This is a genomic window from Peribacillus sp. NPDC096379 (assembly GCF_044762875.1).
Lineage (GTDB): Bacteria > Bacillota > Bacilli > Bacillales > DSM-1321 > Peribacillus.
This window is the reverse complement of record NZ_JBIWFD010000002.1, coordinates 304086-327173: the sequence shown is the minus strand read 5'-3', so window position 1 is coordinate 327173 and position 23088 is coordinate 304086. Positions and strand designations below refer to the sequence as shown.

Below are 23088 nucleotides of genomic sequence, written 5' to 3'. Positions count from 1 at the left end.
TATAGCTTCACATCGATTGCGTTTGTATTTTCAGATAACAAAAAAAGGGTCAAACCCCGTCACTACTACATACAGTAGTGCGAGGCCTGACCCAACATATATTATCCCAACTGTATAGCTGGTCCAAAAAATTCAAAATGGATTTGTTCTTGTGCAATTCCACGATCCTTCAGTAAGCCTAGCATCGCCTGAATGAACGGAACTGGTCCGCAAATATAATAATCTGCTTTTTCGTTCACTTCAAGACGGTTTAACATCTCAGTGTCTACATAGCCTTCTTTTTCAAAATAGGCTTCGTTCCGATCATCATCACTTGGATTAGAATAAGCGAAAGATAAACGATAGTCGATAATAGCGTCTTTTATCGCTGTTAATTCATCCTTAAATGCTTGAGCTGTACCATTTTGTGAAGCCTGGACAAATGTTACATTTCTCTCAGGCTGTTTATCAGCAATGGCTTGAACCATACTCATTAGCGGTGTAATTCCAACGCCGCCACCTAAGAAAACAACGGGTGTATTTTGTTCAAGATTAAGAGTGAAATCTCCCGCTGGTGCTGTAAGTTCAATCAAATCCCCTACATTCTTGTGATCATGCAAGAAGTTCGATGCTTTTCCTTCTGGGGTGTTTGGTATAGCCTCTCTTTTGACAGAAATTCTATAGCTATCTTGGCCTGGCGCAGCAGATAGGCTGTATTGACGATTCACCAAATATTCTTCTCCTGGGATTTTGATTCTAACTGTAATATATTGTCCCGGTTGAAAATCTGGTAGAACTTTCCCATCAGCGGCCTTCAAATAAAATGAAGTAATAACCGAACTTTCTTTCACTTTATCAGCAATTATGAAATCTTTGAAATCAAGCCAACCACCTTCTTGGTTTGTCGCTTCTTCATACATTTCTTTTTCAATGTCGATAAAGACTTGAGCAATGACGCCATACGCTTCGCCCCAAGCTTGTAAAATTTCTTCAGTTGCAGCATCACCTAACACTTCTTTAATTGCTGCTAATAAGTATTTTCCTACAATCGGATAATGTTCAGGCTTTACAGTTAAGCTGCGATGTTTTTGTGCGATTTGTTTGACAACTGGAATAATCGCGCCAAGATTGTCAATATGTTTGGCTGCTGCAAGCACGGTATTGGCTAATGCGGTTTGTTGGCGACCTCTTGTCTGATTCGTTTGATTAAAAATATTTAATAATTGCGGATAATCTTCAAATAAATGTTTATAAAAAATCGTCGTAATCTCGATACCTTTCATTTCTAATGCAGGGATTGTTGCTTTTACGATGTCTTTTGTCTGTTGAGATAACATATTTTGTTCCCCTCTCAAAACCATTATTTAAAATACATCTTTATAATAAAACGAGGAACTATTTAAAGCAATACTTTACATACATCTTTTAGCTTCCCCAATACAAATGTTTATAAAGCTGTCACAATTATGCTAAGATGTAGACATCATATTTTAGTGAGGGATTACCAACATGCGATTAACCAGTTATTCTGACTATTCGTTACGGGTATTATTATATTTAGCCATTAACAAACCAGATCAATTAGTAACCATTAAAGAGATTTCGGAAGCCTACTCTATTTCTAGTAACCATTTAATGAAAATTACCTTTAATCTTGGTAAAATGGGATACCTTGAAACAGTACGAGGGAGGAATGGGGGAATTCGGCTTGCAAAAAGTCCCGCAGATATTAATATTGGGACGCTTGTTCGAAAAACCGAGGAAGACTTTTATATCGTAGAGTGTTTTAATGGAGAGGGAAATAACTGCGTTATCTCACCTGTTTGTTCACTTAAGCATATGCTTAATGAAGCACTGCAAGCCTTCTTTTCTGTGCTTGATCAGTACACACTTTCCGACATGATCATGAATAAAACAGTCCTTAAAGATTACTTTGACCAGGCAATAAGTCATAAAGATTGATATTATCGAAGCTTCAAAGTAACACTTCTTATATTTCAAAGAGAAGTGTTGCTTTTTTTTGTAAAGCGTGTGAACATGCAAATTTACTGATGTTTATTTGCTCTCCTCTACATAATATAGCATTGCAAATTAACTCAAAATTCAATATATTTATTCTATGATAATAAGCGCCACACAATCTATCATACGTATATCACTTTGAATTGAAATGAGGTGCGTTACATGAAGCCGATTTTATTAGGAATTTTTGCGGCATTCTTTTTTGCCTTTACTTTTGTCCTAAATCATGCGATGGAATTGTCAGGAGGAAGCTGGATTTGGAGTGCATCGCTGCGCTATATCTTTATGGTTCCCTTTCTTCTAATCATAGTTGTCGCTAGAAAAAATCTTCGCCCGCTTCTTAAGGCAATGAAAGAACAGCCCAAAACATGGCTGTTGTGGAGTTTTGTCGGCTTCGGATTATTTTATGCGCCATTATGCTTTGCTGCTGCCTATTCGCCAGGCTGGTTAATCGCAGCAACCTGGCAAATGACAATCATTTCCGGAATGCTGCTTGGCCCCCTATTTTTAGAAACGATTCAAACAAAGAATGGAATTGTACAAACACGGGGAAAAATCCCATTAAAAGGGTTGATGCTTTCCTTTATTATTTTACTAGGAATCATTCTTATTCAACTAGAACAGGCGAGTACAATTTCAGTGCCTACGCTTATTCTAGGTATCATTCCAGTATTAGTTGCATCATTTGCCTATCCACTCGGAAATCGAAAAATGATGGATGCTTGTCAAGATCGTCTTGATGCCTATCAGAGAGTCTTAGGCATGACGCTAGCCAGTCTTCCATTTTGGCTTTTGCTTTCCATTTACGGATTATTCACTGTCGGGGTTCCAAGCAGAGAACAAACCAGTCAATCTGTCATAGTTGCGCTTACATCCGGTGTAATCGCAACAGTGCTCTTTTTTTATGCAACCGATTTAGTCAGAGGTAATATGCAGAAGCTGGCAGCCGTCGAAGCTACACAATCCATGGAAGTGCTCTTTACACTTGTCGGAGAAGTAATCTTCTTATCCATTGCACTGCCATCCCACTTATCTTGGCTTGGTATTGGTATTGTTGTGTTTGGAATGGTCCTACATAGTTATGCATCCCATACTAAAAAACAGCCAAAGCCAGTCAGTATTTAGCAAGAAGTGCATTATAACTAAATGGATACTCCCGTTCAAAGAAGAGCCCTAAACTAGAATAACAAGTTCAATTCTAGTTTAGGGCTCTTCTTTTTGTGGCAAAGGGGTGGGGCCTCTAAAAAATCAGCTCTGAGCCATCACTTTCATAAGGTGAAACAATTTTTAGAACCTGATCCTTTTTCATCGTTTTTATTTTAGAACAGACACTTATAGTGCGTGTTCAAAAAGGAAGATAAAAAGAGCCAAGAAGTTCGAGGAGCGTATCTCGAGTGGACCGGACTTGCACAGGATGTGCTGACTTCTGTGTTGCGCACAGGACGTGCGCGGTTTTAACAGAAGGTCATTCATGAGCTTTGATGCAATTCGACAGCCATTTTTACCGGACTCTTTGAACATCCTCTTATAGATGTTCTTGGTGAAAATTATTTAAACGCCATTGTAGCATGAACGGCCTTTTTCCAGCCTTCGTATAATTCTCCTCTTTTTTTATGGTCCATTGACGGCAAAAATGTTTTATCTATCCCTCGCAGACTTGAAATTTCTTCTTGGTTTTTCCAATACCCAACAGCCAAACCAGCCAAATAGGCAGCTCCAAGCGCCGTTGTTTCATTAATGACAGAACGTTCAACTGGAACATTTAGCAAGTCGCTTTGAAACTCCATGAGGAAGTTATTTTTCACGACACCTCCATCTACGCGAAGTGTCTTTAATTCAATGCCTGAATCTTCTTTCATCGCATCAAGGACATCCTTCGTTTGATAGGCCAATGACTCTAGAGTTGCTCTGATAAAATGCTCCTTCGATGTTCCTCTAGTAATCCCAAATACAGCACCACGAACATCGCTGTCCCAATACGGCGTCCCTAAACCGACAAATGCCGGAACAACATACACGCCATCTGTGCTCTCTACTCTTTTTGCATAGCTCTCACTGTCCTGTGCATGTTTTAACATTCTCAAGCCATCTCGTAGCCATTGAATGGCAGATCCAGCTATAAATATACTGCCTTCTAGGGCATAGTTGATTTTTCCATCTAGTCCCCAAGCAATCGTTGTAAGGAGTCCGGTTTCTGATTGAACCGCTTTTTCACCCGTATTCATCAGCATAAAACACCCGGTTCCGTAAGTGTTTTTTGCCATTCCCTGGTCAAAACAAGCCTGACCGAATAAAGCGGCCTGTTGATCACCAGCTACACCCGCAATCGGAATTTCCTGACCGAAAAAATGATGATCCAATGTATAGGCATACACTTCTGATGATGACTTCACTTCAGGCAACATGGATTTAGGAACGGTTAAGATTTCAAGGAGATCATCATCCCACTTCAAATCGTAAATATTGAACATTAGAGTACGAGAAGCGTTCGTATAATCGGTCACATGAGCCTGACCACCTGACAATTTCCAAATCAACCATGTGTCGATTGTCCCGAATAATAATTTTCCCTTTTCCGCTTTTTCTCTAGTACCCTCTACATGATCAAGAATCCACTTTACTTTTGTGCCAGAGAAATAAGCATCGATTAATAATCCAGTTCTTTCTCTAAATAGATCGTCATGTCCCTGTACCTTCAATTCATCACAAATATCGCTTGTTTGGCGTGATTGCCACACAATTGCATGATAGACGGGTTTTCCAGTTTCTTCATCCCATACTACCGTTGTTTCTCTTTGGTTTGTAATCCCAATCCCTGCAATTTGCTCTGGTTTAATACCTGATTCTGATAAAACGCTTGCAATGACTGCGAGAACGGATCCCCAGATTTCATTGGCATCATGCAAAACCCAGCCTGGTTTCGGGAAATACTGCTTAAATTCTTGTTGTGCAATGTGAATGATTTCGCCTTTTTTATTACATAACATCGCTCTTGAACTGGTTGTACCTTGGTCTAAAGATAATATGAATTTTTCCAAATACAATTTCCCCCTTAATTGTTCTTACAACTATTTTGAATGTATCTGTTTCAATAACTTGTTTCATACTTAAAAGCATATGCTAATCTTAATAATACCAAGCATGTAACTTTCACACCTCAAAAAAAGCCTATAGAGAAATTAAATTCCCCATAAGCTCCTATTTATCATTTATCACATGAATGCAATTTTTACAAAAATCATTACTTTTCCATCGCTTGTAAGCCAGCTTGATTCAGGATGTTCATCGGTTTATTAAAATGCGGTTGGAAAAAGAAATCCACATAGGCCAGTTCTTCCATTGTCATTTCATTTTGAATACAAACAGACATCGTGTTGATCGATTGCGTCATATCGGCTTTTGAAATGACTTGGGCACCTACGATACGGTTTGTTTCAACTTCATAAATTACTTTTAACATCACTTCTTCGTAACTCGGCATAAATTCAGGGCGATTGTTTTCTTTGATTGTGATACTTTTCACATTCATATTTACATGTTTTGCAGCTGTTTCAGTAAGCCCTGTTGAGGCCATATTATAGCCATAAATATGCAAGCCAGAAGTTCCTTGAGTACCGATATATTTGCTAGTTGGTTCCAATAGATTTTTCGCCACTAAAGTTCCCATACGGACAGCATTGGTTGCAAGTGGGATATAAGCATGCTGCTTAGTTGGATTATACATAATTGCACAGCTGTCTCCAGCAGCAAACACTTGCTCTTTACTTGATTGCATGTATTCATTTACTTTAATTGCCCCGTTTGGAAGCATATCCACTTGCCCTTTTAAAAGATCAGTATTTGGACGGAAACCTACGCAAAGAATCACAAGATCAGCCTCATATTCTCCTTTTGTAGTAACTACTTTTGCTACTTTTCCGTTTTCTCCTTCGAAACGAGTAACAGTTTGATTCAATGCCATGTTTACACCATGTTTGATTAATTCCGCTTCAATCATATCAGTATATTCCGCGTCTAAATATTTACTTAAAATGCGTTCTTCCCCATCGATAAAGGTTACTTCTTTCCCATATACTTCAAATGCTTCGACAAGTTCGACGCCAATATACCCAGCGCCGATTACCGCAATTTTCTTTGCTTGCTTTGCTTTTTCAATAATTTGATTGGCATGATAAAAGTTTTTACATAATACAATATTGTCTTGCTTGATTCCTTGAATGTTCGGGATAACCGGCCAAGAACCCGTAGTCATAATTAATTTATCAAATGTGTCTTCGAATATTTCTTCTGTTTCTAGATTTTTAGCTATTACGATATTCTTATCTGTATCAATAGTTAACACTTCATGCTTCATCTTCATATTGGCTCCGAGCTTTGTAAGTTCATTTGGAGAAGAATAGAATAAGCCGTTTGGATCTTTCGCTACTCCACCGACATAAAGAGCAATGCCGCAAGATAAAAAAGATACATTATCATTTTTCTCATACACCGTAATTTCCACTTCAGGGTATAGTGCTACTATATTTTTAACTGCTGCTGTTCCTGCATGAGTACATCCAACCACTGCTACTTTCATAAAAACGCCTCCTAATATATTATGAACATTATTTGTGAAGTCTTTCACAAATAATGTGAAAAATTTCACAAACTTTATATTGCAATTATATAAAATATATTTTTAAAATGCAACATAGGAAATTTGTATATTTTTAACTGTACAATGCCAAAAAAAATAAAACGAAACTATTGCGGACTCTGCAGTATATCAACAGATGTACATTTCCTGTAAAAATAGGGACTAACCTATACATCATGTCCGATGCGTTCATAAGATACCATGTACTACAAAATAAAGGAGTGAAACTAAATGAGTTGCAATAATAATTGGCATGATAACGATGATCGTGACCATGATCGTGACCATGATCGAGACCGTGATCGTGACCGTGACCGTAATCGAGACCGTAATCGTGATGTAAGGGTAAACGCTTTTATTGATGGTGATGATTTCTGTCGCGCTGTACGTCGCTGCCGAAATGTACGTGGTATTGAAGATGAGAATAATCGTCAACATCATCATGAACATCATCATCATCATCACAACAAATGTGACAATAGATGTGACAATAGATGTCACAACAGATGCAGAAGATGTTTCTTCTTCTAATTTACTCAATCTAGAAACAACTGCTTCATGCTGCCTGTTTCCTTCGAGACAGGCAGTTTTTTTGTTTCTCCATACATATATCAAACTTATTGATCGATTAGCTGTTGCTTTATATTCAAATATTCCATTCAAGTTTATCAGTACGAAGATTCATAAAAAAGAGTCACCTTTAATTGGTATAGACAACTATAAATATTAGCGATACACTAAGACAGTAGCAGTTCTAAATCAAGTCTTACTTAAATGGCTTTCACAAAGGAGATTAGGTATGAAGGAAAATCCAACATTCACCATAGTAAATCTAGCTGTTTATAGTGAAAACGAAACCTATAAAAATGGTTATATAAAAGTGGTTGATGGAATCATTGCAGAAGTAGGACCTTTCAGCCAATACAAAAAAGATGATACCACAAAAGTAATCGAGCTTTCTCCCACTTATCAGGTTATTCCTGGCGCTATTGATGTACATATCCATGGTGCAGCGAATGCAGATGCAATGGATGCAACGAGCACTGCTTTAACAACGATGGCGCAGACACTTCCAAAAGAGGGAACAACAAGCTTCCTAGCAACAACGATGACCCAATCAACAGAGGCCATTGAAGAAGCATTGCGTAATGCTGGCGAATACATGACAAACCAAAAGAATAATTTGGCTGAAGTCGTAGGCATTCACTTAGAAGGACCTTTCATTGCTCCAATTCGAAAAGGGGCACAGCCACTTTCTCATATTATTGATCCTGACGTTGCCTTATTTAATAAATGGCAAGAAACTGCACAGAATCAAATTAAGCTTGTCACATTGGCACCTGAGCAACCAAATGGACTAGAACTGACCGCTGCTTTAAAAGAATCCGGTGTAGTAGCTTCAATTGGTCATTCAGATGCAACGTACGAACAAGTTGACCAAGCCATTCAAGCTGGTTCATCACATATTACTCATCTTTATAACGGGATGCGTGGCCTGCATCATCGCGAGCCAGGTGTGTTAGGTGCTGCCTATTTACGTGATGAGCTATTTGTTGAGATTATTGTAGATGGTATCCATAGCCGCCCTGAAATGGTGAAACTTGCTTATAATCAAATTACAAGTGATCGCATGATTTTAATTACTGATTCACTTCGTGCAAAATGGCTTAAAGAAGGAACTTATGATTTAGGTGGTCAACCCGTAAACGTGAACGAAACAACCGCAACCCTTGCAGACGGAACGCTTGCAGGAAGTATTCTAAAAATGAATGATGCGATCAAAAATATGATAATGTACACCGATTGTACGATGGAAGATATCATTAAAATGACGTCAGCAAATCCAGCGAAACAACTAAACCTATTCGATAGAAAAGGGAGCATTGCCGTTGGAAAAGATGCGGATCTTGTTATTTTAAATGAAGATTTAGATGTAGAAATGACTTTTTGCAGAGGAAAAATAGCATTCACAAAGGAGAATACACAATGAAACTTATACAAGTACAGGACTATCATGAAATGAGTCAAAAAGCAGCAGAAATTGTAATCGAAAAAATAAAAGAGAATCCACAAATCCATCTTGGACTTGCAACTGGAGGGACACCTGAAGGGCTATATAATCGATTAATTAAAGATCATAAAGAAAGTCATACATCTTATAAACAAGTAAAATCATTTAATTTAGATGAATATATCGGTTTAAGCGCTACTAATCCAAATAGCTATCATTATTACATGGCCGATACGTTCTTTAATCATATTGATATTAATCAAGAAGACACTAACCTTCCAAATGGTACTGCAGAAAACATTCAAGAAGAATGTAGTCGTTATGATGAAATGATTGATAAAATGGGCGGAATCGATTTACAAATCCTTGGCATTGGGCAAAACGGTCATATCGGCTTCAATGAACCAGGTACTTCCTTTGCATCAAAAACACAAGTTGTTGACCTTGCACAATCGACAATTGAAGCAAACGCCCGCTATTTCGACTCCATTGATGAAGTGCCAACACAGGCATTAACAATGGGAATTGCGTCGATTATGAAAAGTAAGGAAATCATCCTCTTAGTATCTGGTATAGCAAAATCAAAGGCTTTGAAACAGTTAATGGACGGAGAAATAACAGAAGAGTTTCCAGCTTCTATCCTGAAAAAACATCACAATGTTACCATTATTGCCGATCAAGAAGCATTATCTGAGTACGCATCCAAAAGTGAATCAACTTTTCGTGATTGATAAAAGCTCTCCACTTCCGATTTATTACCAAATTGAAGAAAGCATAAAACGGCAAATTGAAGAAGGTGAATTACACCCACACGATGTACTTCCATCTGAACGTGAATATGCCGAGCTATTGGAAATTAGTCGAATGACTGTGCGTCAGGCTATTAATAATTTAGTTAATGCTGGATACTTGTATCGCCAAAAGGGACGCGGAACCTATGTCGCAGAAAAAAAACTGGAGCAACAGCTTTTAGGCTTAACTAGTTTTACAGAAGAAATGAAAGCTCGTGGAATGATGCCGAGTAGTAAACTACTTAGTCTTGAATTGATTCCCGCAAACGAAAAGATTGCAAATCAATTGCACGTCACAACCAACACACTCATTTATGAGATTATCCGAATTCGTTTGGCAGACAACATGCCTATGGCTCTTGAAACTGCCTATATGTCTGCCGATTTATTAAAAGGATTAACAGCTGAGATTCTTAACCATTCCATCTATCAATACGTAGAGAAACATATTGGACTTAAAATCGGCTACGCAAAGCAATCTTTAGAATCTACTATTGCGTCAGAGGTAGAAATGGCTTCATTATCGATTGCCAAACATTCGCCTATTTTATTAATACAACGTACTACTTATTTAGAAGATGGAAGACCGCTTGAATTCGTAAAATCATCTTATCGAGCCGATCGGTATACATTCACATGTACGATTAATAGACACTGATATTCTTCACTAAGTAGGGAGTTTGGGTCTGACCTCGCACTCTAAGTCAGAATGTAGTGTTTCATTCACTTAGTTTATCCTGTATATAGTTGCGGGGTCTGACCCTTTTGGGACTCCCCCTTATTTTTTCATCTAAACAAAAAACGGCAAGAGCGTTGTCAATGCAACACTCCTGCCGTTTTGATGACCTGAGAGGGATTCGAACCCCCGACCCCGTCCCTGTCAAGGACGTATTCTCCCGCTGAACTATCAGATCGTATTTGGAATAATTTTTTTACAAAAAAATTATTACTAAAGTATATATTTAATTATACGTTTCTACATGAAAAAGTCAACGATTAAATTTTAGCCATTACATAACTTTTGTTGAATAAAAAAAATTTTGTTCTTATATACTGTTAATTAAGGGGATTATATGAATTCTTCACTTCAAAAATATCTAGAACAGCAAATGCTTGTAGAGATTATTTACTTTTCAAATAGCGGTGGCTCTACGCAAAGGTAAATACAAATTCTTGAGATGAAAAATGATACAATCCGAGCTTATTGCACCCTTCGTAAAATGAACCGATCCGTTAAAACCAGGAATATTCTCTCTCTTTACGTTCAATTCGAACATTCAACGATTTGGGATAACTTCTATGTATCTTGCTTTTATAAACGATTATGAACACTCCTCCCCTGTTCTCCTTTAATTGATTAGGTTCGTTTGATTTCTCCAATCAACATCACTAAAAACTTTTTGCTCTCATTTTTATATCGTCAATGAAGATATTGATCAATAATTGTGATAAAATATTCCCGTAAACCCTTTCAATTATTTTCTTTAGGGGGTGTTATTTTGGTCGATCAGCCAAAAGGAACGATTAAGGATAGAAAGTTTACAAGCAAGGAATTAGATGAAGAGCTTGAGCTGCTCGTTTATTTTCCGCCCAACTATTCTCCTCTATATAAATATACCGTTGTCATTGCCCAAGATGGCCGCGATTATTTTCAAATGGGGCGAATTGGACGAATAGCAGATGAACTACTTCGTAAAGATGAAATCGAAGATCTCATTATTGTAGGGATCCCGTATCGTGATGTACATGACCGGAGAAAGAAATATCATCCTGATGGCGAACAGCATGCGGCTTACATACGTTTTCTCGCCCATGAGCTGGTTCCGTATTTGGATGAGGAGTTCCCTACTTATCAAATAGGAACTGGGAGAGTTTTGATTGGCGATTCCCTTGGAGCTACTGTTTCCCTGCTTACAGCATTAAAGTATCCTCACACATTTGGAAAGTGTATTCTCCAATCACCATTTGTGAACAATGAAGTGATGAATGCTGTTAGGGATTTCGAAGAACCACATTTAGTTGAGCTTTACCATGTAATTGGCAAAGGCGAAACAGAAGTTCCAACAACTGACGGAGGCATAAGCAACTTCATTGAACCGAACCGCAAGTTAAGTACCCTTATTAAGAAAAAAGGATTTGCTTACTTCTATGACGAATTTGATGGTAAGCATACGTGGAAGTACTGGCAAGCAGATTTAAAACGGGCATTTACGGAAATGCTTTAATCCTAATCAGCTTTTTTGAAGATGACGAAGTTTATTAAAATTTGTTATAATAATTTCATATTTTGATGTTTTAAAAATTCAGTGTCAATCTGGGAGGGAACTTTATGAACTATGGCGTCGCTATTTTTCCATCTAAACAGCTTCAAGATAAAGTAAATTCGTACCGTAAACGCTACGACCCAAATTATGCGCTAATCTCACCTCATATTACGCTTAAGTACACTTTTTTTGCAACTGAATCAGAAATTGAAACAGTAGCGGAACAATTAAAAAACATCGCCAAATCCCATAAGCCATTTAAGTTAAATGTAGTGAAACCGAGTACCTTTCAACCCGTAAACAACACGATTTTTTTTAAAGTTGAATTAAATCCTGAACTTGAAAGTTTGCATAAAGAAATGAACCATGCTGATTTCTTCGGTGGTCCATCTCCATATGCATTTGTTCCACATATTACAATCGGCCAAAAACTTTCAGATGATGAACATTCCGATGTATTAGGTCAGATTAGAATGCTTGACGTTACACATGAGGAAGAAGTAGACAGATTTCACCTTCTTTATCAATTAGAGAATGGTTCATGGACTGTTTATGAGACATTTAGACTTGGAGAAGAGGAATAATATTAATGAACGTAAAAATGGTTACAAGCACCGAAGAGAGAGAACTTGCTTATTCTATACGTAAAAAGGTTTTTGTCGAGGAACAAAATGTTCCACTTGAAGAGGAAATTGATCAATATGAAGATGATTGTGCCCATTTCCTCCTCTTTAATGACGAGGATACACCTATCGGCAACGGCCGCTTCCGTATTTTAGACGGTATTGGCAAAGTACAGAGGATCTGTGTTCTCTCTGAGTTCAGAGGGAACGGCGCTGGACAAACGATTATGAATGCGATTGAAGACTATGCACAAAAGCAAGATCTTTCTAAATTAAAACTGGATGCACAGACGCAAGCCATTCCCTTTTATGAACGATTAGGATACCGTGTAGCATCTGAGGAATTTATGGATGCAGGCATTCCTCATCGAACAATGATTAAAGGTATATAAACTCACCCCCGGATACTGACATTCCGGGGGTTTCTTTACATGTCAGAAGTTGCCCTCATATTCCCCAAAAACTTTTTTATAAAAATTCCACATTTAACACTGCCATTTCGCCCTTTTTTTCATAATGTATTGTATGAAACGAAAAGGAGGGGATTTTTGTGAGTGAAAAAGAACTTAATTTGGGTGATTCTCATAAAAAATTGATGGAATTATTAGTATCGCGGACTTTGCGTAAAAACGGTTTTAACAAAGAATCCATTGATCTTTCTGAAAGAGAAAAGAAAAATCTAAAGGAAACCATCGAATTGCTTCAGAAACAGTCACAGTCTTTTATCGACCAGCAGAATAACATTACTGAACAAGACGTTAATCCAATCACTAATGTATATGATGGGGAAAAGTAACCTACCTCCCTTAAGTTCTTGCAAATTTCATAAACAAAAATTCAAAAAAATAGACGTTTGCATTGATATAATCGTCCAAACATCGTTTCTCGAACCGCATATTTTAATAGGGACCCAAATAAAAGGAGGATAAAGTAATGAATCAAAATGAATTTCGCACAGGCAATTCTTGCGAACATAGCGAGAACAGATGGTCAGCTTTAGATTCTCGTTCTGATCATCCATTAGCAGAGTTTTGCGATCATCGTCGTGGAGGCATCGAGCAAGAAGCAAGACAAGATAATGTGGAGTATCAACTATCCGAAGAGCTAGTATATATCAAAGACTCATGTGATGTTCGAGTAACTTCAACAGATGTAAAAGCAGCTCTATCTCTCCAAGCCGCCTTACAAGCTGCCATTGCTGTAATTGTTAGTATCACCGTTGGCAGCAGCGAAAGTGCTGAAAGAATTACTCAAGAATTGCTTCAGTCTTCTAAAATCAGCCAAATTTCACGCCAAAAAACAATTATCGAGAACTCTCGTGACGTTGAGGTAGTAACTACGGATGCTCAGGTTGCCGTTAACATTCAACTATTGCTTCAATTATTGCTTGCTCTAATCGTTGAAGTAGACGTTTTATAAGAATCAAATAATTGAAACACACAAAAGGACACATTCGTGTCCTTTTATGTGTTCACTAGATTCTTTGATTAAATAGTCCTCCTTTCCCCGTTAAATTTGCTGTTATTTGCTCTACTACATATGCAGGTACTTGCATTTTATATGGTGATGAATTTTGTGTATTGATTAAAGCCTTCTTTGTTTCCGATTTAGGCGAAATCATATTCTCAATCTGCTTGTCTTTATCTTGATTGAGGTGCTGAAATGAAGGTAGTGGCAAGATTGGCGATATACTACCAATTGATTTTACCGAACATTTCTTTGCAGCGACCGTTCTGTTTGCATATTGAATATATTCAAATTGTGTAATTGGTATGATGTATCCCATTCTCCTCACCTCTAAAATTTTTTATTTTCCCTTTTCCACCATGAAAAGGCAAACAACATTACCATCGTTTTATGATGTACATTTTACTATTTCAAGTCTATAGTATGTTAGTTTCACTTTATCCTATGTTCTGGTATCATGAATCATACAAACAACTATAGTGTTAAAACGCCACCATTTACCATGAAGAAACAATCATATAACAACTATTGAATGAGATTTGAGGTTTTTTTTATATGCAAGCAGCTAAAATAAAAAATGAAATGATCCATTTAGCCACTACATCTGCCGAACAGCTTCAGGAATTATATGATAAAGGCAAGCGCGGAGAACTGACTTGTCCATCATGTGCTCTTCCCGTGAAGTTATTCTTAGGCATAAGTAATCCACCTCATTTCAGTCATATTTCACCTGGAATTACGGATTGCTCGTTCCCTTTACTTGATGTTTCAGCTAAACAAAATAATCCTGTTTCGATCGACTATAAAGAAGAAAACGGTTTTAAGATTCCAAAAGGTCGCACCATTACAAAAAATCAACCTGAATGTGTACCGGTTAAAAGCAGTACATGTATCACAGGTAATCCCGAATTCACAAATGTAAAGCAAAGTCAGCTTCTTGTTGATGATCCATACTTTGACAAACTTTATAATCATGGAGTGAGTTTGGACAAGGAACAAGCAGCCGCAATAACCACAATTGATGGGCCCCTCCTTGTTCTTTCTGGAGCTGGTAGCGGAAAAACTAGAGTATTAACTGTCCGAACAGCTTATATGCTTTCGGCAAAAAACATCGATCCTAAGTCCATAATGCTTGTTACTTTTACAGCCAAGGCTGCCAAAGAAATGAAGGAACGACTGCTCTCCTATCCTGAAATGAATCCCATGCTCGTCAATCAATTAGTAACCGGCACTTTTCATAGTATTTTTTATAAAATCCTCCTCTTTCATGAACCAGATAAGTGGCGTCGTGATTTACTAATGAAATGGGAATGGGAACGTACAAGAATCCTTAAACTAGCTGGCAAAGAAATTGGGCTGGATGAAAAGGAATTTGCGTATGATCAAGCACTTCAACAAATTGGTCTTTGGAAAAATTCCTTGTTATTCCCCAATGAAATCAAGGCAAAAGATGAATGGGAAACATCTTGTTTGTCTCTTTATAAAAGCTACGAAGATTATAAATCACAGACAGGTAGCTATGATTTCGATGATATGTTGATTGGCTGTTATTCATTTTTCAAAAATAATCCAGATGTTCTAGCAAAATATCACAAGCGTTTTGACTATTTCCTCATTGATGAGTTTCAGGATATTAATAAAGTTCAATACGAATTGATCCAACTCCTGTCTGCTCGAACAAAAAATGTCTGTGTAGTCGGTGATGACGATCAGGCAATCTACGCATTTCGTGGCAGTGACCCGTCATTTATCTTGCATTTTGAACGAGATTTCCCAGGAGCTAAAGTCGTAAAACTGACAGAAAATTTTCGCTCATCACATGAAATTGTTGCCACCGCCAACCGGATGATCAAAAAAAATCAGAACAGGCATCCGAAAACGATGAAAGCTCAGCATAATAATGGCAAACCTGCACTACTCTTTTATCCTTTTGACGAGGAAACAGAAGCAACGATGATTGTTCATGATATCCAGGAAAGAATTATAGAAGGCGCGAACCCAAGTGATTTTGCAATTCTTTATCGGACTCATGCAATGTCACGAGCGATTTTCGAGAGACTAGCCACATCCAATCTTCCTTTTGTTATTGAAAAAGATGCGGATAGTTTTTATCAACGAAGAATCGTTAAAAGTATGCTTGCTTATTTACGATTAAGCAGCCAACCTGAGGATGCCAATCCAGTCGGGGACATTTTATCATCTTTATTTTTAAAACAAAGTGTGCTACAGGATATGAAGGCTCAAACGATTCTACAGGATTGTGACTTTATTGATGCTCTTGCTTTCGTCAAAACAGCTCATCCTTTTCAACAACGTAAACTTAAATCGTTACCTAAAATAATCCGCAGTTTAAAAGGGATGAAACCTTCCGTTGCTCTTTTAGTCATTGAAAAGGAAATTGGGTTTGCAGACTTTGTGAAGAAACGCGGGAACGAAGGCAATATAGAGAAAGGCTCTGATGATATTCGTGACTTGAAGGTAGCAGCTAAACGGTTCCATTCAGTAGCTGAATTCCTTGAACATGTGGAACATATGTCTGCTATGGTACATGAAGTGAAGCAGCTATCAAAGCATTTCCATGATGCAATCCAGTTAACAACCATACATCGTTCAAAAGGTCTCGAATATAAATATGTGTATGTACTTGGTGCTGTTGACGGCAGCCTCCCTCATGACTTCGCACTTGAGTCACATCGTAAAGGTGACACTGAACCACTGGAAGAGGAGCGCAGACTGCTATATGTTGCGATGACAAGAGCAAAAGACGGTCTATTCCTATCCATACCACAAACACGAAGAGGTAAAACAGCATACCCGTCTAGATTCCTGAGATTTTGAACCGGATAATTAGGGAAATTATTAATTTTCACATGATGATAGTATGAATAAAGACAGCGGTCATTATACCACTGTCTTTTTCATTTACATATTATTTTTTACCATTTAACATATTCGCTAATGTACTAAAATCAAGACTTTTTCCATCTTTAACAATTGACTCGACAATTTTATTTTCCGTTTCTTGATTAACTGGCTTATTAGCAATTTGGGAAACTCGTTTAATCACATTGCGTACCGTTGCTTCATCCTTAAAATTTGCACCTTGCAGCGAATTTGCTAATTCAAATACATCCTTCATACTTACACCCGTTTTGCTTTCAATGTTTTTAAAAAATTGGTTTTCCATTAAAAAGCCCTCCTTCTCTGCAACCATTCTATGCAGTCTAAAAGAGTTATGTGCCTAAAAAGGATGGCATGCAAAGAACAAAGAACAAATAACAATGATCGATCAGTAAAAGTGCCTAGAGACTATGTAAACAGGAAATGTGGTGTAATTTGTTCCCTTGTCGGGTAAATATCTTTGTTATCAAATCAATTCTAACCAATACGAATTTAATTAGCTTTTTTTAAAGAAACCCTCTATTCCATTAAAAACGGAACAGGCTTATACTGCCTATTCCATCTTTAGTATATTCATTAGCAGAAAGAAGCTCCGACAATAATTAATAAAATAAACAAAACGACGATTAATACAAATCCAGAACCGCCACAACCACCGCCGTAGCCGTAGCCGCCACAACCACCGCCGTAGCCACCATAACCCCAACCGAACATATAGCTTCACCTCACTTTTCGAATAGCTCACTTTTAACATATGTAGAAAATGACAAGTGTGTATAGGCCTTCTCCTAATTGTTTGAAGCCTAATTCGAAAAGAAGGAATCATGGTCATCCCTTTGGTTTGAACACAAGTGCTCCGATAAATCCGAAGATAATTGCAGCTGAAATGCCTGAGCTGGTAATTTCAAACATCCCTGTTAATACACCAATAATTCCGTGTTGTTCAGCTTCCTGCATGGCTCCATGGACGAGAGAATTCCCAAAGGAAGTTATTGGTATACTTGCCCCTGCTCCAGCAAAATCAATTAAGTAATCATAAAATCCAAATCCGCTTAATATTGCGCCTGCAACAACGAGTACGCTCAAAGTATGGCCTGGCGTTAACTTCGCAACATCAAATAATAGTTGGCCAATTACACAAATCAGCCCACCTATGACGAACGCCCAAAAAAACATCGGCAGCATGAATCTTCCCTTCCTTTCATTAAGTTTCTAAAAAATTAAAAAGTACCCGCTTCATACTCAATTGCCACCGCATGTGCTATACATGGAATACTTTCATTTTGTTGTACAGTAAGCGACGATAGCAAGGCTCCCGTTGCGACAAACAATATCCGTTTCAATTTCCCTACCTTCATTTGATTTAATATGTGGCCATAGAGAACGGTCGCTGAGCAACCAGCTCCACTACCTCCTGATAAAACAGGTTGATTGCTTTTGTATATCAGCAAACCACAATCCCGAAACTTGTCTTTCGGCATATCGAACCCTTTTTGACTTAATAAATCATACGCTGTTTCCCGACCAACATAGCCAAGATCCCCTGTTATGATTGCATCATAATAATCACTTGTACGCTTAAAATCGCGAAAATGGGCCAATATCGTATCCACTGCAGCCGGAGCCATTGCACCGCCCATATTGAATGGATCATTTATCCCCATATCAATAACCTTGCCCATTGTAGCAGATAGAATATGCGCAGCAGGGCTATCCCCACTTTTAGCCTGGGAAACAAGTGCAACTCCTGCTCCTGTAATAGTCCACTGTGCGGTTGGAGGTTTTTGCCCTCCATATTCCGTCGGATATCGAAATTGCTTTTCAATGGCTGCATTATGGCTCGAAGCTCCTGTCAACACATGGTATGCGCCCGAATAATTCACAATATATGCAGCAAGAGCCAGCCCCTCCATCGATGTCGAGCAAGCTCCAAACAAACCAAAATAAGGAATCCCATTCGTTCTAGCTGCAAAGCTCGTCGGTGTAATTTGGTTAACTAGGTCACCAGCCAGAAAAAATTGCACATCTTCTTTTTTTACCGTTCCTTTTTCAAGTGCAATTTGTACAGCTTCTTCAAGCAAAAGCCGATGCGCCTTTTCATAGGAATCTTGTCCCATCCATAAATCTTCATAAAGAAGATCAAAATCTTTTGCCAAATGACCGTTCGCTTCAAAAGGCCCCCCTGTTACACCTGTGGAAGTTATGACAGGTTTGTTAGCAAATGTCCATGATTGCTTTCCTATTAGCATCTTTACCCTCCTAGCATACTAAAGAGTGTTTTTATAAGTGCGACAACGAAAGCGGAAAAAACACCGAATACAATGACAGATCCTGCAAGCTTGAACATATTGCCGCCTACCCCAAGTACAAAGCCTTCTGTTCTGTGCTCGATCGCAGCTGAAATAATCGCATTTCCAAATCCAGTAACTGGAACTGCACTGCCTGCACCTGCAAATTGTCCGATTCGATCATAAATACCAAAACCTGTGAGTAGTAAAGCAATGAAGACCATCGTTGCACTTGTAGGATTCCCAACCGTTTGTTCAGTAAAATTAAAGAAATAAATATAAAAGTATGAAATCGCCTGTCCGACTGTACAAAAGAGACCACCAACTAAAAATGCTTTGACACAATTTTTCGCAATTGGTCGCTTTAGTTCATGCTTTGCTTGTAGTTTTTCGTAATTCTTTTGTTCAATGGTTTTGTTTTTCTCTTGTTGTTTCGCCATCCATGACCCCTCTTTTTTATGTTTTTTCTTCCTTCAATTCGATAATTTGTTTAAATTCCTTTTTGGCTTTTTCCCTAGGAATATCATTCTCACGCAATAATTTATTTAATCTCACTGCTTCAAGAAAAATTTTATAATCACTTGAAACAACGAAATGTATTCCTTCAAATTTTTTATTGAGATCTTTTGTTAGTTTTTGCTCAATCTGCTTCATTCGAAACCTGTGTAGATGTTTTATTTTATAAGCAACAAGCATCTCTTTCCCATTCTTTACAATGACAACATCATAAATATGGTCATTCTTCGTAACTACCTTCTTCACAGCTTCTTCGTTACCAATCTTACTATCTGTTGCATCAATTATATCCATTGGCTTTGGATTCGTTTGTTTTAACAGAGCGAGCCTTTCTGTTTTGCCGTCACCATTCGATGCACATCCACTTAGAAAAAGAATAAAAATAACAAGGAGCTGTATGCATAAACGTATCGTCATCATTTCACTTCCTACATTTAGGTTTATCTATTATTGTCTTTAATCATCAATCATTTTATGAATGGTAGGATAAGGAAGCACACAAACAAATCCTAACTCCATATATTAAGATTTCTTGGACCTAAATATGTAAGATTACGTTAGTCAGACACCAAAGCAAATTGAAATAGCATATACTACATAAAAATAACCCGATCCCTAAAACTCGGATCGGGCATTATGCAAACTCCATTCAATTTTTCTTTTGATTACAGCCACAACCTTTTTTCAGCTTATTTTGCGAACTTTTTTTAATTGGCTGTGCATATGGTACATTAATTATCTTTTTATTCATAATACACCTTCTTCCTGTAAAAGGAATATAAGACAGTATATGATTAGGTTTGTCAGTTGTATATATTAGTTGCCTATCCATTTGCTAATTATTACCTCAATAATGGAACCAATTGCAGCTACAGCTAAAATAAGAATGATAAAGCTCCCTGTTTTAGCGCCTGTAAGACATAAAATGGTTATTCCAACGCTGACCCAAATCCCAGTACACCAAAAACAGCTTAATAATTCGCCAATCCATTTTTTCAACCCTTTTTCTTTTGGTAAAAGATAAATGTCTTTCGTACCATCCTCATTCGTTTCTTCTACCTCATTAAAAAAAGGGCTTCTGAGAAATTCAGTAATTTTGTCGTATACAATCAGCCTCGTCAATCTAAAAGATGCAAGGCCAAGAATAAGAATAGTTACAAATGATATTTCCTGAACTATCATTTAACGCCTCCAGAAATTAGAGAATTCTTAAATCAGAAAGTTCATGAAGGGGAATGCTTTGGATATGACTGCCTACTTTAATTTTAATGATGTCATTTCGTTTACTTATCACTTGAAAACGAACGGTTTGACCGCCAATTGAAGCTTCACAAAATGGTTTAGGATCCTTTTTAATTAAGTCTGTAAGAACACTTCTCATTTTTTTTACTTCTGGTGAATCTTTTTGCTGTTCTGGAACTTGATTCTCCTGATTGGCTCCGGAAATAACTCGAACATTTCCTTGTGGTTCATGAAGGTCTTTCTTAATTTTTTGAATAGAGTCAAGTTCTGTTTCGATTTCTCCTAATGCATCGTACACACCAAATTCTCGTTTAATTTGATCTAACTTAGCATCTTCAGCTTCTTTTTTTATACGTTCTTCTTCATTTTCTGCGGTAAGGACTTCTTCTGATCCTTTATCATGATCATTTTCCTTCTTTTTTTTCGTTTTCGTTCGGTATACTTCTTGCATTTCCGGCCTTTCGGGTTCTGTGATTTTCGGTTGCACAATATAGAAAAGTGGTTTAGAGTTTTTTTCATCCGACATTCCCAATACCTCCTTCAAATAGAAATAACCGATAATGATTCAAGCTCTTTAATCGTATATGGGACTACTCTCTTTCCATATTTATGCCTGATATAAACAAAATCATTTGTCTTGCTTTCAAACCTGCCAATGAAGGTCATTCCATTATGTGTAAAACGGCAAAGTGGTTTCGGACCGTAAATAGGAAGTCTAGCTAATATTTCAAGCTTTACGATAGCTTCTTTATATCGACTATTCTGCGTTTTTATACGGATCTGTTTCACAGACAAAGTTGCCTCTTTACTCTTTAATTTTCCATTCATAAAGAACCTCCTCATATACGTGAAAACAGGGGATCAAGTTAAAACTCTCGCTGAAAATAATCAAGAAATTTTTCCGTCTATGTATCATTTATACGGTTTCTTTTTCTATTTATGACATTTGATTTTTCACAAATACTTCCTCTTAAACAAAAAGAAGTGGGTGCCCGGAATATTATTTAACCGTTATCTTTAACATAAAAAAACGCTTGAATTTGTATCCAAGCGTTTATATATAAAATATTAAACAATGCCAATAACAACAAAAATAACAGTGTGACAATAGTTATTGTCACACTGTTATTTGCTATGCATCGTAGCAATAAGGGCTGGAACAGACCAAATCTCTACGTGATTTGGTCTGCTAAGTAATATGCTATTAAAGATGTTTCTTCACAAGAACGGAACTACTTAGTCCAATAACCCCTGCTTCTTTTTGTCTTTATGACAAACCAAAGAAGTAAACGCAAATTTTATCCCATTATATGATAGCCAGAATCAACATGAATGTTTTCTCCTGTAATTCCTCGTGACATGTCACTAAATAAGAAGGCTGCTGTATCGCCAACTTCTTCAGGAGTTGTCGTTCTCTTCAATGGTGATTCTTCCTCAATTTTTCTCAAAATTGAGTTAAAGTCACTAACTCCTTTTGCAGAAAGTGTACGAATCGGACCTGCTGAAATACTATTCACTCGTATGCCATATTTACCAAGATCATAAGCGAGATAGCGTACATTTGCTTCTAGTGACGCTTTGGCTACACCCATAATGTTATAATTCGGCATAACCCTTTCCCCGCCTAGATATGACATTGCAACAATGCTTCCACCCTCAGCCATTAAATCTTTAGCTGCTTTTGCAACGGCTGTTAAAGAGAAGGAACTAATATTATGCGCAAGTAAGAATCCATCACGCGACGTTTCCACAAACTCTCCACCCAATTCTTCTTTGTTCGCAAAGGCAATACAATGAGCAATCCCATGTATCATACCAACTTCTTCTTTAATTTTTGCAAAGCATGCTGTAATCTGTTCATCATTGGTTACATCACATTGAAGTATGAGTGATGGTTCACCTTCTAACGTACCCGCAAGCTCTCTAACACTTCTTTCCGTTCGGTCACGTCCATATGTAAAGATTAACTTTGCGCCAGCTCCATGGAGAGATCTAGCCACTCCCCAAGCGATACTTCGCCTATTTGCTACACCCATAATAATAAATGTTTTTCCTTTTAAAGAAAAAGTCATAGTAAAATCCCCCTGAATTGATACAAGTTATTAGTACCAGATAATAAATTAGTATAGCAAAGAATAATCAATAACTCAAATTTCACCCACAGTAAGCAATAGTTGTTGCAAACGTAAAACAGTACAATTAACAAATATCGGCATATTTTATTTAGTATTGCTGCTCGTATTTACGCAATACTATATAAATCATGTATTTTCCCTATCCCAAAATTCTTTGTTAGCTACCATTAACATGAATGAATAAAAGAAGATTGCTATAGACTCACCCGCTTT

General features: G+C 37.5%; 26 protein-coding genes and 1 tRNA gene. 11 read left to right on the top strand and 16 right to left on the bottom strand.

The features are described from left to right. Positions 1-101: 101 nt before the first annotated feature. Positions 102-1316 carry an NO-inducible flavohemoprotein gene (gene hmpA / locus ACIQZI_RS10640; protein WP_403072884.1) on the bottom strand — a complete coding sequence of 405 codons (1215 nt, stop codon included), beginning with the start codon at positions 1314-1316 and terminating at the stop codon, positions 102-104. 172 nt (positions 1317-1488) lie between these two features. Here hmpA and ACIQZI_RS10635 point away from each other — a divergent pair, with 172 nt between their 5' ends. Continuing rightward, entirely contained in the window at positions 1489-1941 is a 453-nt protein-coding gene (locus tag ACIQZI_RS10635) for an RrF2 family transcriptional regulator (protein WP_403072881.1), read from the top strand. Between the two features lie 222 nt (positions 1942-2163). Then, a complete protein-coding gene (locus tag ACIQZI_RS10630) occupies positions 2164-3126 on the top strand; it encodes a DMT family transporter (protein WP_403072878.1) in 963 nt (320 codons plus the stop codon). Between the two features lie 422 nt (positions 3127-3548). On the opposite strand, the gene glpK is transcribed toward ACIQZI_RS10630, so the two are convergent. From glpK to ACIQZI_RS10615, 3 genes are all read right to left on the bottom strand, one after another. Then, the gene (glpK, locus tag ACIQZI_RS10625) at positions 3549-5039 is read right to left on the bottom strand and encodes a glycerol kinase GlpK (protein WP_403072875.1); all 1491 of its coding nucleotides are present in this window, start codon (positions 5037-5039) and stop codon (positions 3549-3551) included. Between the two features lie 203 nt (positions 5040-5242). Then, positions 5243-6577, bottom strand: a complete 1335-nt coding sequence (locus ACIQZI_RS10620) for an FAD-dependent oxidoreductase (protein WP_403072872.1) — start codon at positions 6575-6577, stop codon at positions 5243-5245. A 249-nt stretch (positions 6578-6826) separates the two neighbouring features. Then, positions 6827-7300, bottom strand: a complete 474-nt coding sequence (locus ACIQZI_RS10615; protein WP_403072869.1) for a hypothetical protein — start codon at positions 7298-7300, stop codon at positions 6827-6829. Positions 7301-7436: 136 nt separating this feature from the next. Between ACIQZI_RS10615 and nagA the strand changes: the two genes are divergently transcribed. Genes nagA through ACIQZI_RS10600 form a run of 3 tightly spaced genes read left to right on the top strand, consistent with a single transcriptional unit; the run spans position 7437 to position 10097 of the window. Beyond that, on the top strand, positions 7437-8627 hold the full coding sequence (gene nagA / locus ACIQZI_RS10610; protein ID WP_403072866.1) for an N-acetylglucosamine-6-phosphate deacetylase: 1191 nt from the start codon (positions 7437-7439) through the stop codon (positions 8625-8627). Further along, a complete protein-coding gene (gene nagB, locus ACIQZI_RS10605) occupies positions 8624-9379 on the top strand; it encodes a glucosamine-6-phosphate deaminase (protein WP_403072863.1) in 756 nt (251 codons plus the stop codon). Before nagA ends, nagB begins: the two co-directional genes overlap by 4 nt. Beyond that, positions 9372-10097: a GntR family transcriptional regulator gene (locus ACIQZI_RS10600; RefSeq protein ID WP_403073985.1), complete on the top strand. Its 726-nt coding sequence runs from the start codon at positions 9372-9374 to the stop codon at positions 10095-10097. The genes nagB and ACIQZI_RS10600 overlap by 8 nt, the downstream gene beginning before the upstream one ends. A 184-nt stretch (positions 10098-10281) precedes the next feature. On the opposite strand, the gene ACIQZI_RS10595 is transcribed toward ACIQZI_RS10600, so the two are convergent. Beyond that, a tRNA-Val gene (locus ACIQZI_RS10595) sits at positions 10282-10353 on the bottom strand. 585 nt (positions 10354-10938) lie between these two features. On the opposite strand from ACIQZI_RS10595, the gene ACIQZI_RS10590 reads away from it, so the two are divergent. The 5 genes from ACIQZI_RS10590 (at position 10939) to ACIQZI_RS10570 (ending at position 13745) form a co-directional block, all read left to right on the top strand. After that, positions 10939-11664, top strand: coding sequence for an alpha/beta hydrolase (locus ACIQZI_RS10590; RefSeq protein WP_403072860.1), 726 nt, complete (start codon positions 10939-10941; stop codon positions 11662-11664). A gap of 104 nt (positions 11665-11768) precedes the next feature. Then, positions 11769-12287 carry a YjcG family protein gene (locus ACIQZI_RS10585; protein ID WP_062181990.1) on the top strand — a complete coding sequence of 173 codons (519 nt, stop codon included), beginning with the start codon at positions 11769-11771 and terminating at the stop codon, positions 12285-12287. Positions 12288-12292: 5 nt separating this feature from the next. Continuing rightward, on the top strand, positions 12293-12718 hold the full coding sequence (locus ACIQZI_RS10580) for a GNAT family N-acetyltransferase (protein ID WP_062181994.1): 426 nt from the start codon (positions 12293-12295) through the stop codon (positions 12716-12718). A 158-nt stretch (positions 12719-12876) separates the two neighbouring features. Further along, positions 12877-13122: a hypothetical protein gene (locus ACIQZI_RS10575; RefSeq protein ID WP_062181997.1), complete on the top strand. Its 246-nt coding sequence runs from the start codon at positions 12877-12879 to the stop codon at positions 13120-13122. Positions 13123-13259: 137 nt separating this feature from the next. Beyond that, the gene (locus ACIQZI_RS10570; RefSeq protein WP_403072855.1) at positions 13260-13745 is read left to right on the top strand and encodes a spore coat protein; all 486 of its coding nucleotides are present in this window, start codon (positions 13260-13262) and stop codon (positions 13743-13745) included. A gap of 55 nt (positions 13746-13800) precedes the next feature. Here ACIQZI_RS10570 and ACIQZI_RS10565 read toward each other — a convergent pair whose 3' ends face one another. Next, positions 13801-14112, bottom strand: a complete 312-nt coding sequence (locus ACIQZI_RS10565; protein ID WP_403072852.1) for a hypothetical protein — start codon at positions 14110-14112, stop codon at positions 13801-13803. A gap of 236 nt (positions 14113-14348) precedes the next feature. Here ACIQZI_RS10565 and ACIQZI_RS10560 point away from each other — a divergent pair, with 236 nt between their 5' ends. Further along, positions 14349-16631: a UvrD-helicase domain-containing protein gene (locus ACIQZI_RS10560; protein ID WP_403072849.1), complete on the top strand. Its 2283-nt coding sequence runs from the start codon at positions 14349-14351 to the stop codon at positions 16629-16631. Positions 16632-16722: 91 nt separating this feature from the next. Here the strand turns inward: ACIQZI_RS10560 and spoVIF are convergent, their stop codons facing one another. From spoVIF to fabI, 10 genes are all read right to left on the bottom strand, one after another. Then, positions 16723-16980, bottom strand: a complete 258-nt coding sequence (spoVIF, locus tag ACIQZI_RS10555) for a sporulation-specific transcription regulator SpoVIF (protein ID WP_062182011.1) — start codon at positions 16978-16980, stop codon at positions 16723-16725. 290 nt (positions 16981-17270) lie between these two features. Then, positions 17271-17408 (bottom strand): YjcZ family sporulation protein, encoded by a 138-nt coding sequence (locus ACIQZI_RS10550; protein WP_403072845.1) that lies wholly within the window; start codon positions 17406-17408, stop codon positions 17271-17273. Between the two features lie 114 nt (positions 17409-17522). Then, on the bottom strand, positions 17523-17879 hold the full coding sequence (gene spoVAE, locus ACIQZI_RS10545) for a stage V sporulation protein AE (protein ID WP_403072842.1): 357 nt from the start codon (positions 17877-17879) through the stop codon (positions 17523-17525). Positions 17880-17914: 35 nt separating this feature from the next. Further along, on the bottom strand, positions 17915-18943 hold the full coding sequence (spoVAD, locus tag ACIQZI_RS10540) for a stage V sporulation protein AD (protein WP_403072839.1): 1029 nt from the start codon (positions 18941-18943) through the stop codon (positions 17915-17917). Between the two features lie 2 nt (positions 18944-18945). After that, the gene (gene spoVAC / locus ACIQZI_RS10535) at positions 18946-19422 is read right to left on the bottom strand and encodes a stage V sporulation protein AC (RefSeq protein ID WP_062182020.1); all 477 of its coding nucleotides are present in this window, start codon (positions 19420-19422) and stop codon (positions 18946-18948) included. A gap of 16 nt (positions 19423-19438) precedes the next feature. Further along, positions 19439-19918: a sporulation protein gene (locus ACIQZI_RS10530; protein WP_403072835.1), complete on the bottom strand. Its 480-nt coding sequence runs from the start codon at positions 19916-19918 to the stop codon at positions 19439-19441. A 396-nt stretch (positions 19919-20314) separates the two neighbouring features. Further along, a complete protein-coding gene (locus tag ACIQZI_RS10525) occupies positions 20315-20680 on the bottom strand; it encodes a DUF1360 domain-containing protein (RefSeq protein ID WP_403072832.1) in 366 nt (121 codons plus the stop codon). A gap of 16 nt (positions 20681-20696) precedes the next feature. After that, on the bottom strand, positions 20697-21266 hold the full coding sequence (locus ACIQZI_RS10520; RefSeq protein ID WP_062182026.1) for a CotO family spore coat protein: 570 nt from the start codon (positions 21264-21266) through the stop codon (positions 20697-20699). A 14-nt stretch (positions 21267-21280) separates the two neighbouring features. Further along, entirely contained in the window at positions 21281-21568 is a 288-nt protein-coding gene (locus ACIQZI_RS10515) for a hypothetical protein (protein WP_062182029.1), read from the bottom strand. Positions 21569-22038: 470 nt separating this feature from the next. Beyond that, complete coding sequence (fabI, locus tag ACIQZI_RS10510) at positions 22039-22812, bottom strand: enoyl-ACP reductase FabI (RefSeq protein ID WP_403072827.1); 774 nt, start codon at positions 22810-22812, stop codon at positions 22039-22041. Positions 22813-23088 lie beyond the last annotated feature (276 nt).

Excerpts from the sequence above, each read along its gene's own strand:
- nagB (WP_403072863.1), top strand. The coding sequence starts at position 8,624 with ATGAAACTTATACAAGTACAGGACTATCATGAAATGAGTCAAAAAGCA.
- ACIQZI_RS10565 (WP_403072852.1), bottom strand. The coding sequence starts at position 14,112 with ATGGGATACATCATACCAATTACACAATTTGAATATATTCAATATGCA.
- spoVAD (WP_403072839.1), bottom strand. The coding sequence starts at position 18,943 with ATGCTAATAGGAAAGCAATCATGGACATTTGCTAACAAACCTGTCATA.
- spoVIF (WP_062182011.1), bottom strand. The coding sequence starts at position 16,980 with ATGGAAAACCAATTTTTTAAAAACATTGAAAGCAAAACGGGTGTAAGT.
- fabI (WP_403072827.1), bottom strand. The coding sequence starts at position 22,812 with ATGACTTTTTCTTTAAAAGGAAAAACATTTATTATTATGGGTGTAGCA.
- ACIQZI_RS10515 (WP_062182029.1), bottom strand. The coding sequence starts at position 21,568 with ATGAATGGAAAATTAAAGAGTAAAGAGGCAACTTTGTCTGTGAAACAG.
- ACIQZI_RS10620 (WP_403072872.1), bottom strand. The coding sequence starts at position 6,577 with ATGAAAGTAGCAGTGGTTGGATGTACTCATGCAGGAACAGCAGCAGTT.
- nagA (WP_403072866.1), top strand. The coding sequence starts at position 7,437 with ATGAAGGAAAATCCAACATTCACCATAGTAAATCTAGCTGTTTATAGT.
- ACIQZI_RS10585 (WP_062181990.1), top strand. The coding sequence starts at position 11,769 with ATGAACTATGGCGTCGCTATTTTTCCATCTAAACAGCTTCAAGATAAA.
- ACIQZI_RS10580 (WP_062181994.1), top strand. The coding sequence starts at position 12,293 with ATGAACGTAAAAATGGTTACAAGCACCGAAGAGAGAGAACTTGCTTAT.
- ACIQZI_RS10530 (WP_403072835.1), bottom strand. The coding sequence starts at position 19,918 with ATGATGACGATACGTTTATGCATACAGCTCCTTGTTATTTTTATTCTT.
- ACIQZI_RS10560 (WP_403072849.1), top strand. The coding sequence starts at position 14,349 with ATGCAAGCAGCTAAAATAAAAAATGAAATGATCCATTTAGCCACTACA.
- ACIQZI_RS10550 (WP_403072845.1), bottom strand. The coding sequence starts at position 17,408 with ATGTTCGGTTGGGGTTATGGTGGCTACGGCGGTGGTTGTGGCGGCTAC.
- spoVAE (WP_403072842.1), bottom strand. The coding sequence starts at position 17,879 with ATGCTGCCGATGTTTTTTTGGGCGTTCGTCATAGGTGGGCTGATTTGT.
- ACIQZI_RS10525 (WP_403072832.1), bottom strand. The coding sequence starts at position 20,680 with ATGATAGTTCAGGAAATATCATTTGTAACTATTCTTATTCTTGGCCTT.
- ACIQZI_RS10570 (WP_403072855.1), top strand. The coding sequence starts at position 13,260 with ATGAATCAAAATGAATTTCGCACAGGCAATTCTTGCGAACATAGCGAG.
- ACIQZI_RS10520 (WP_062182026.1), bottom strand. The coding sequence starts at position 21,266 with ATGTCGGATGAAAAAAACTCTAAACCACTTTTCTATATTGTGCAACCG.
- ACIQZI_RS10630 (WP_403072878.1), top strand. The coding sequence starts at position 2,164 with ATGAAGCCGATTTTATTAGGAATTTTTGCGGCATTCTTTTTTGCCTTT.
- hmpA (WP_403072884.1), bottom strand. The coding sequence starts at position 1,316 with ATGTTATCTCAACAGACAAAAGACATCGTAAAAGCAACAATCCCTGCA.
- ACIQZI_RS10635 (WP_403072881.1), top strand. The coding sequence starts at position 1,489 with ATGCGATTAACCAGTTATTCTGACTATTCGTTACGGGTATTATTATAT.
- spoVAC (WP_062182020.1), bottom strand. The coding sequence starts at position 19,422 with ATGGCGAAACAACAAGAGAAAAACAAAACCATTGAACAAAAGAATTAC.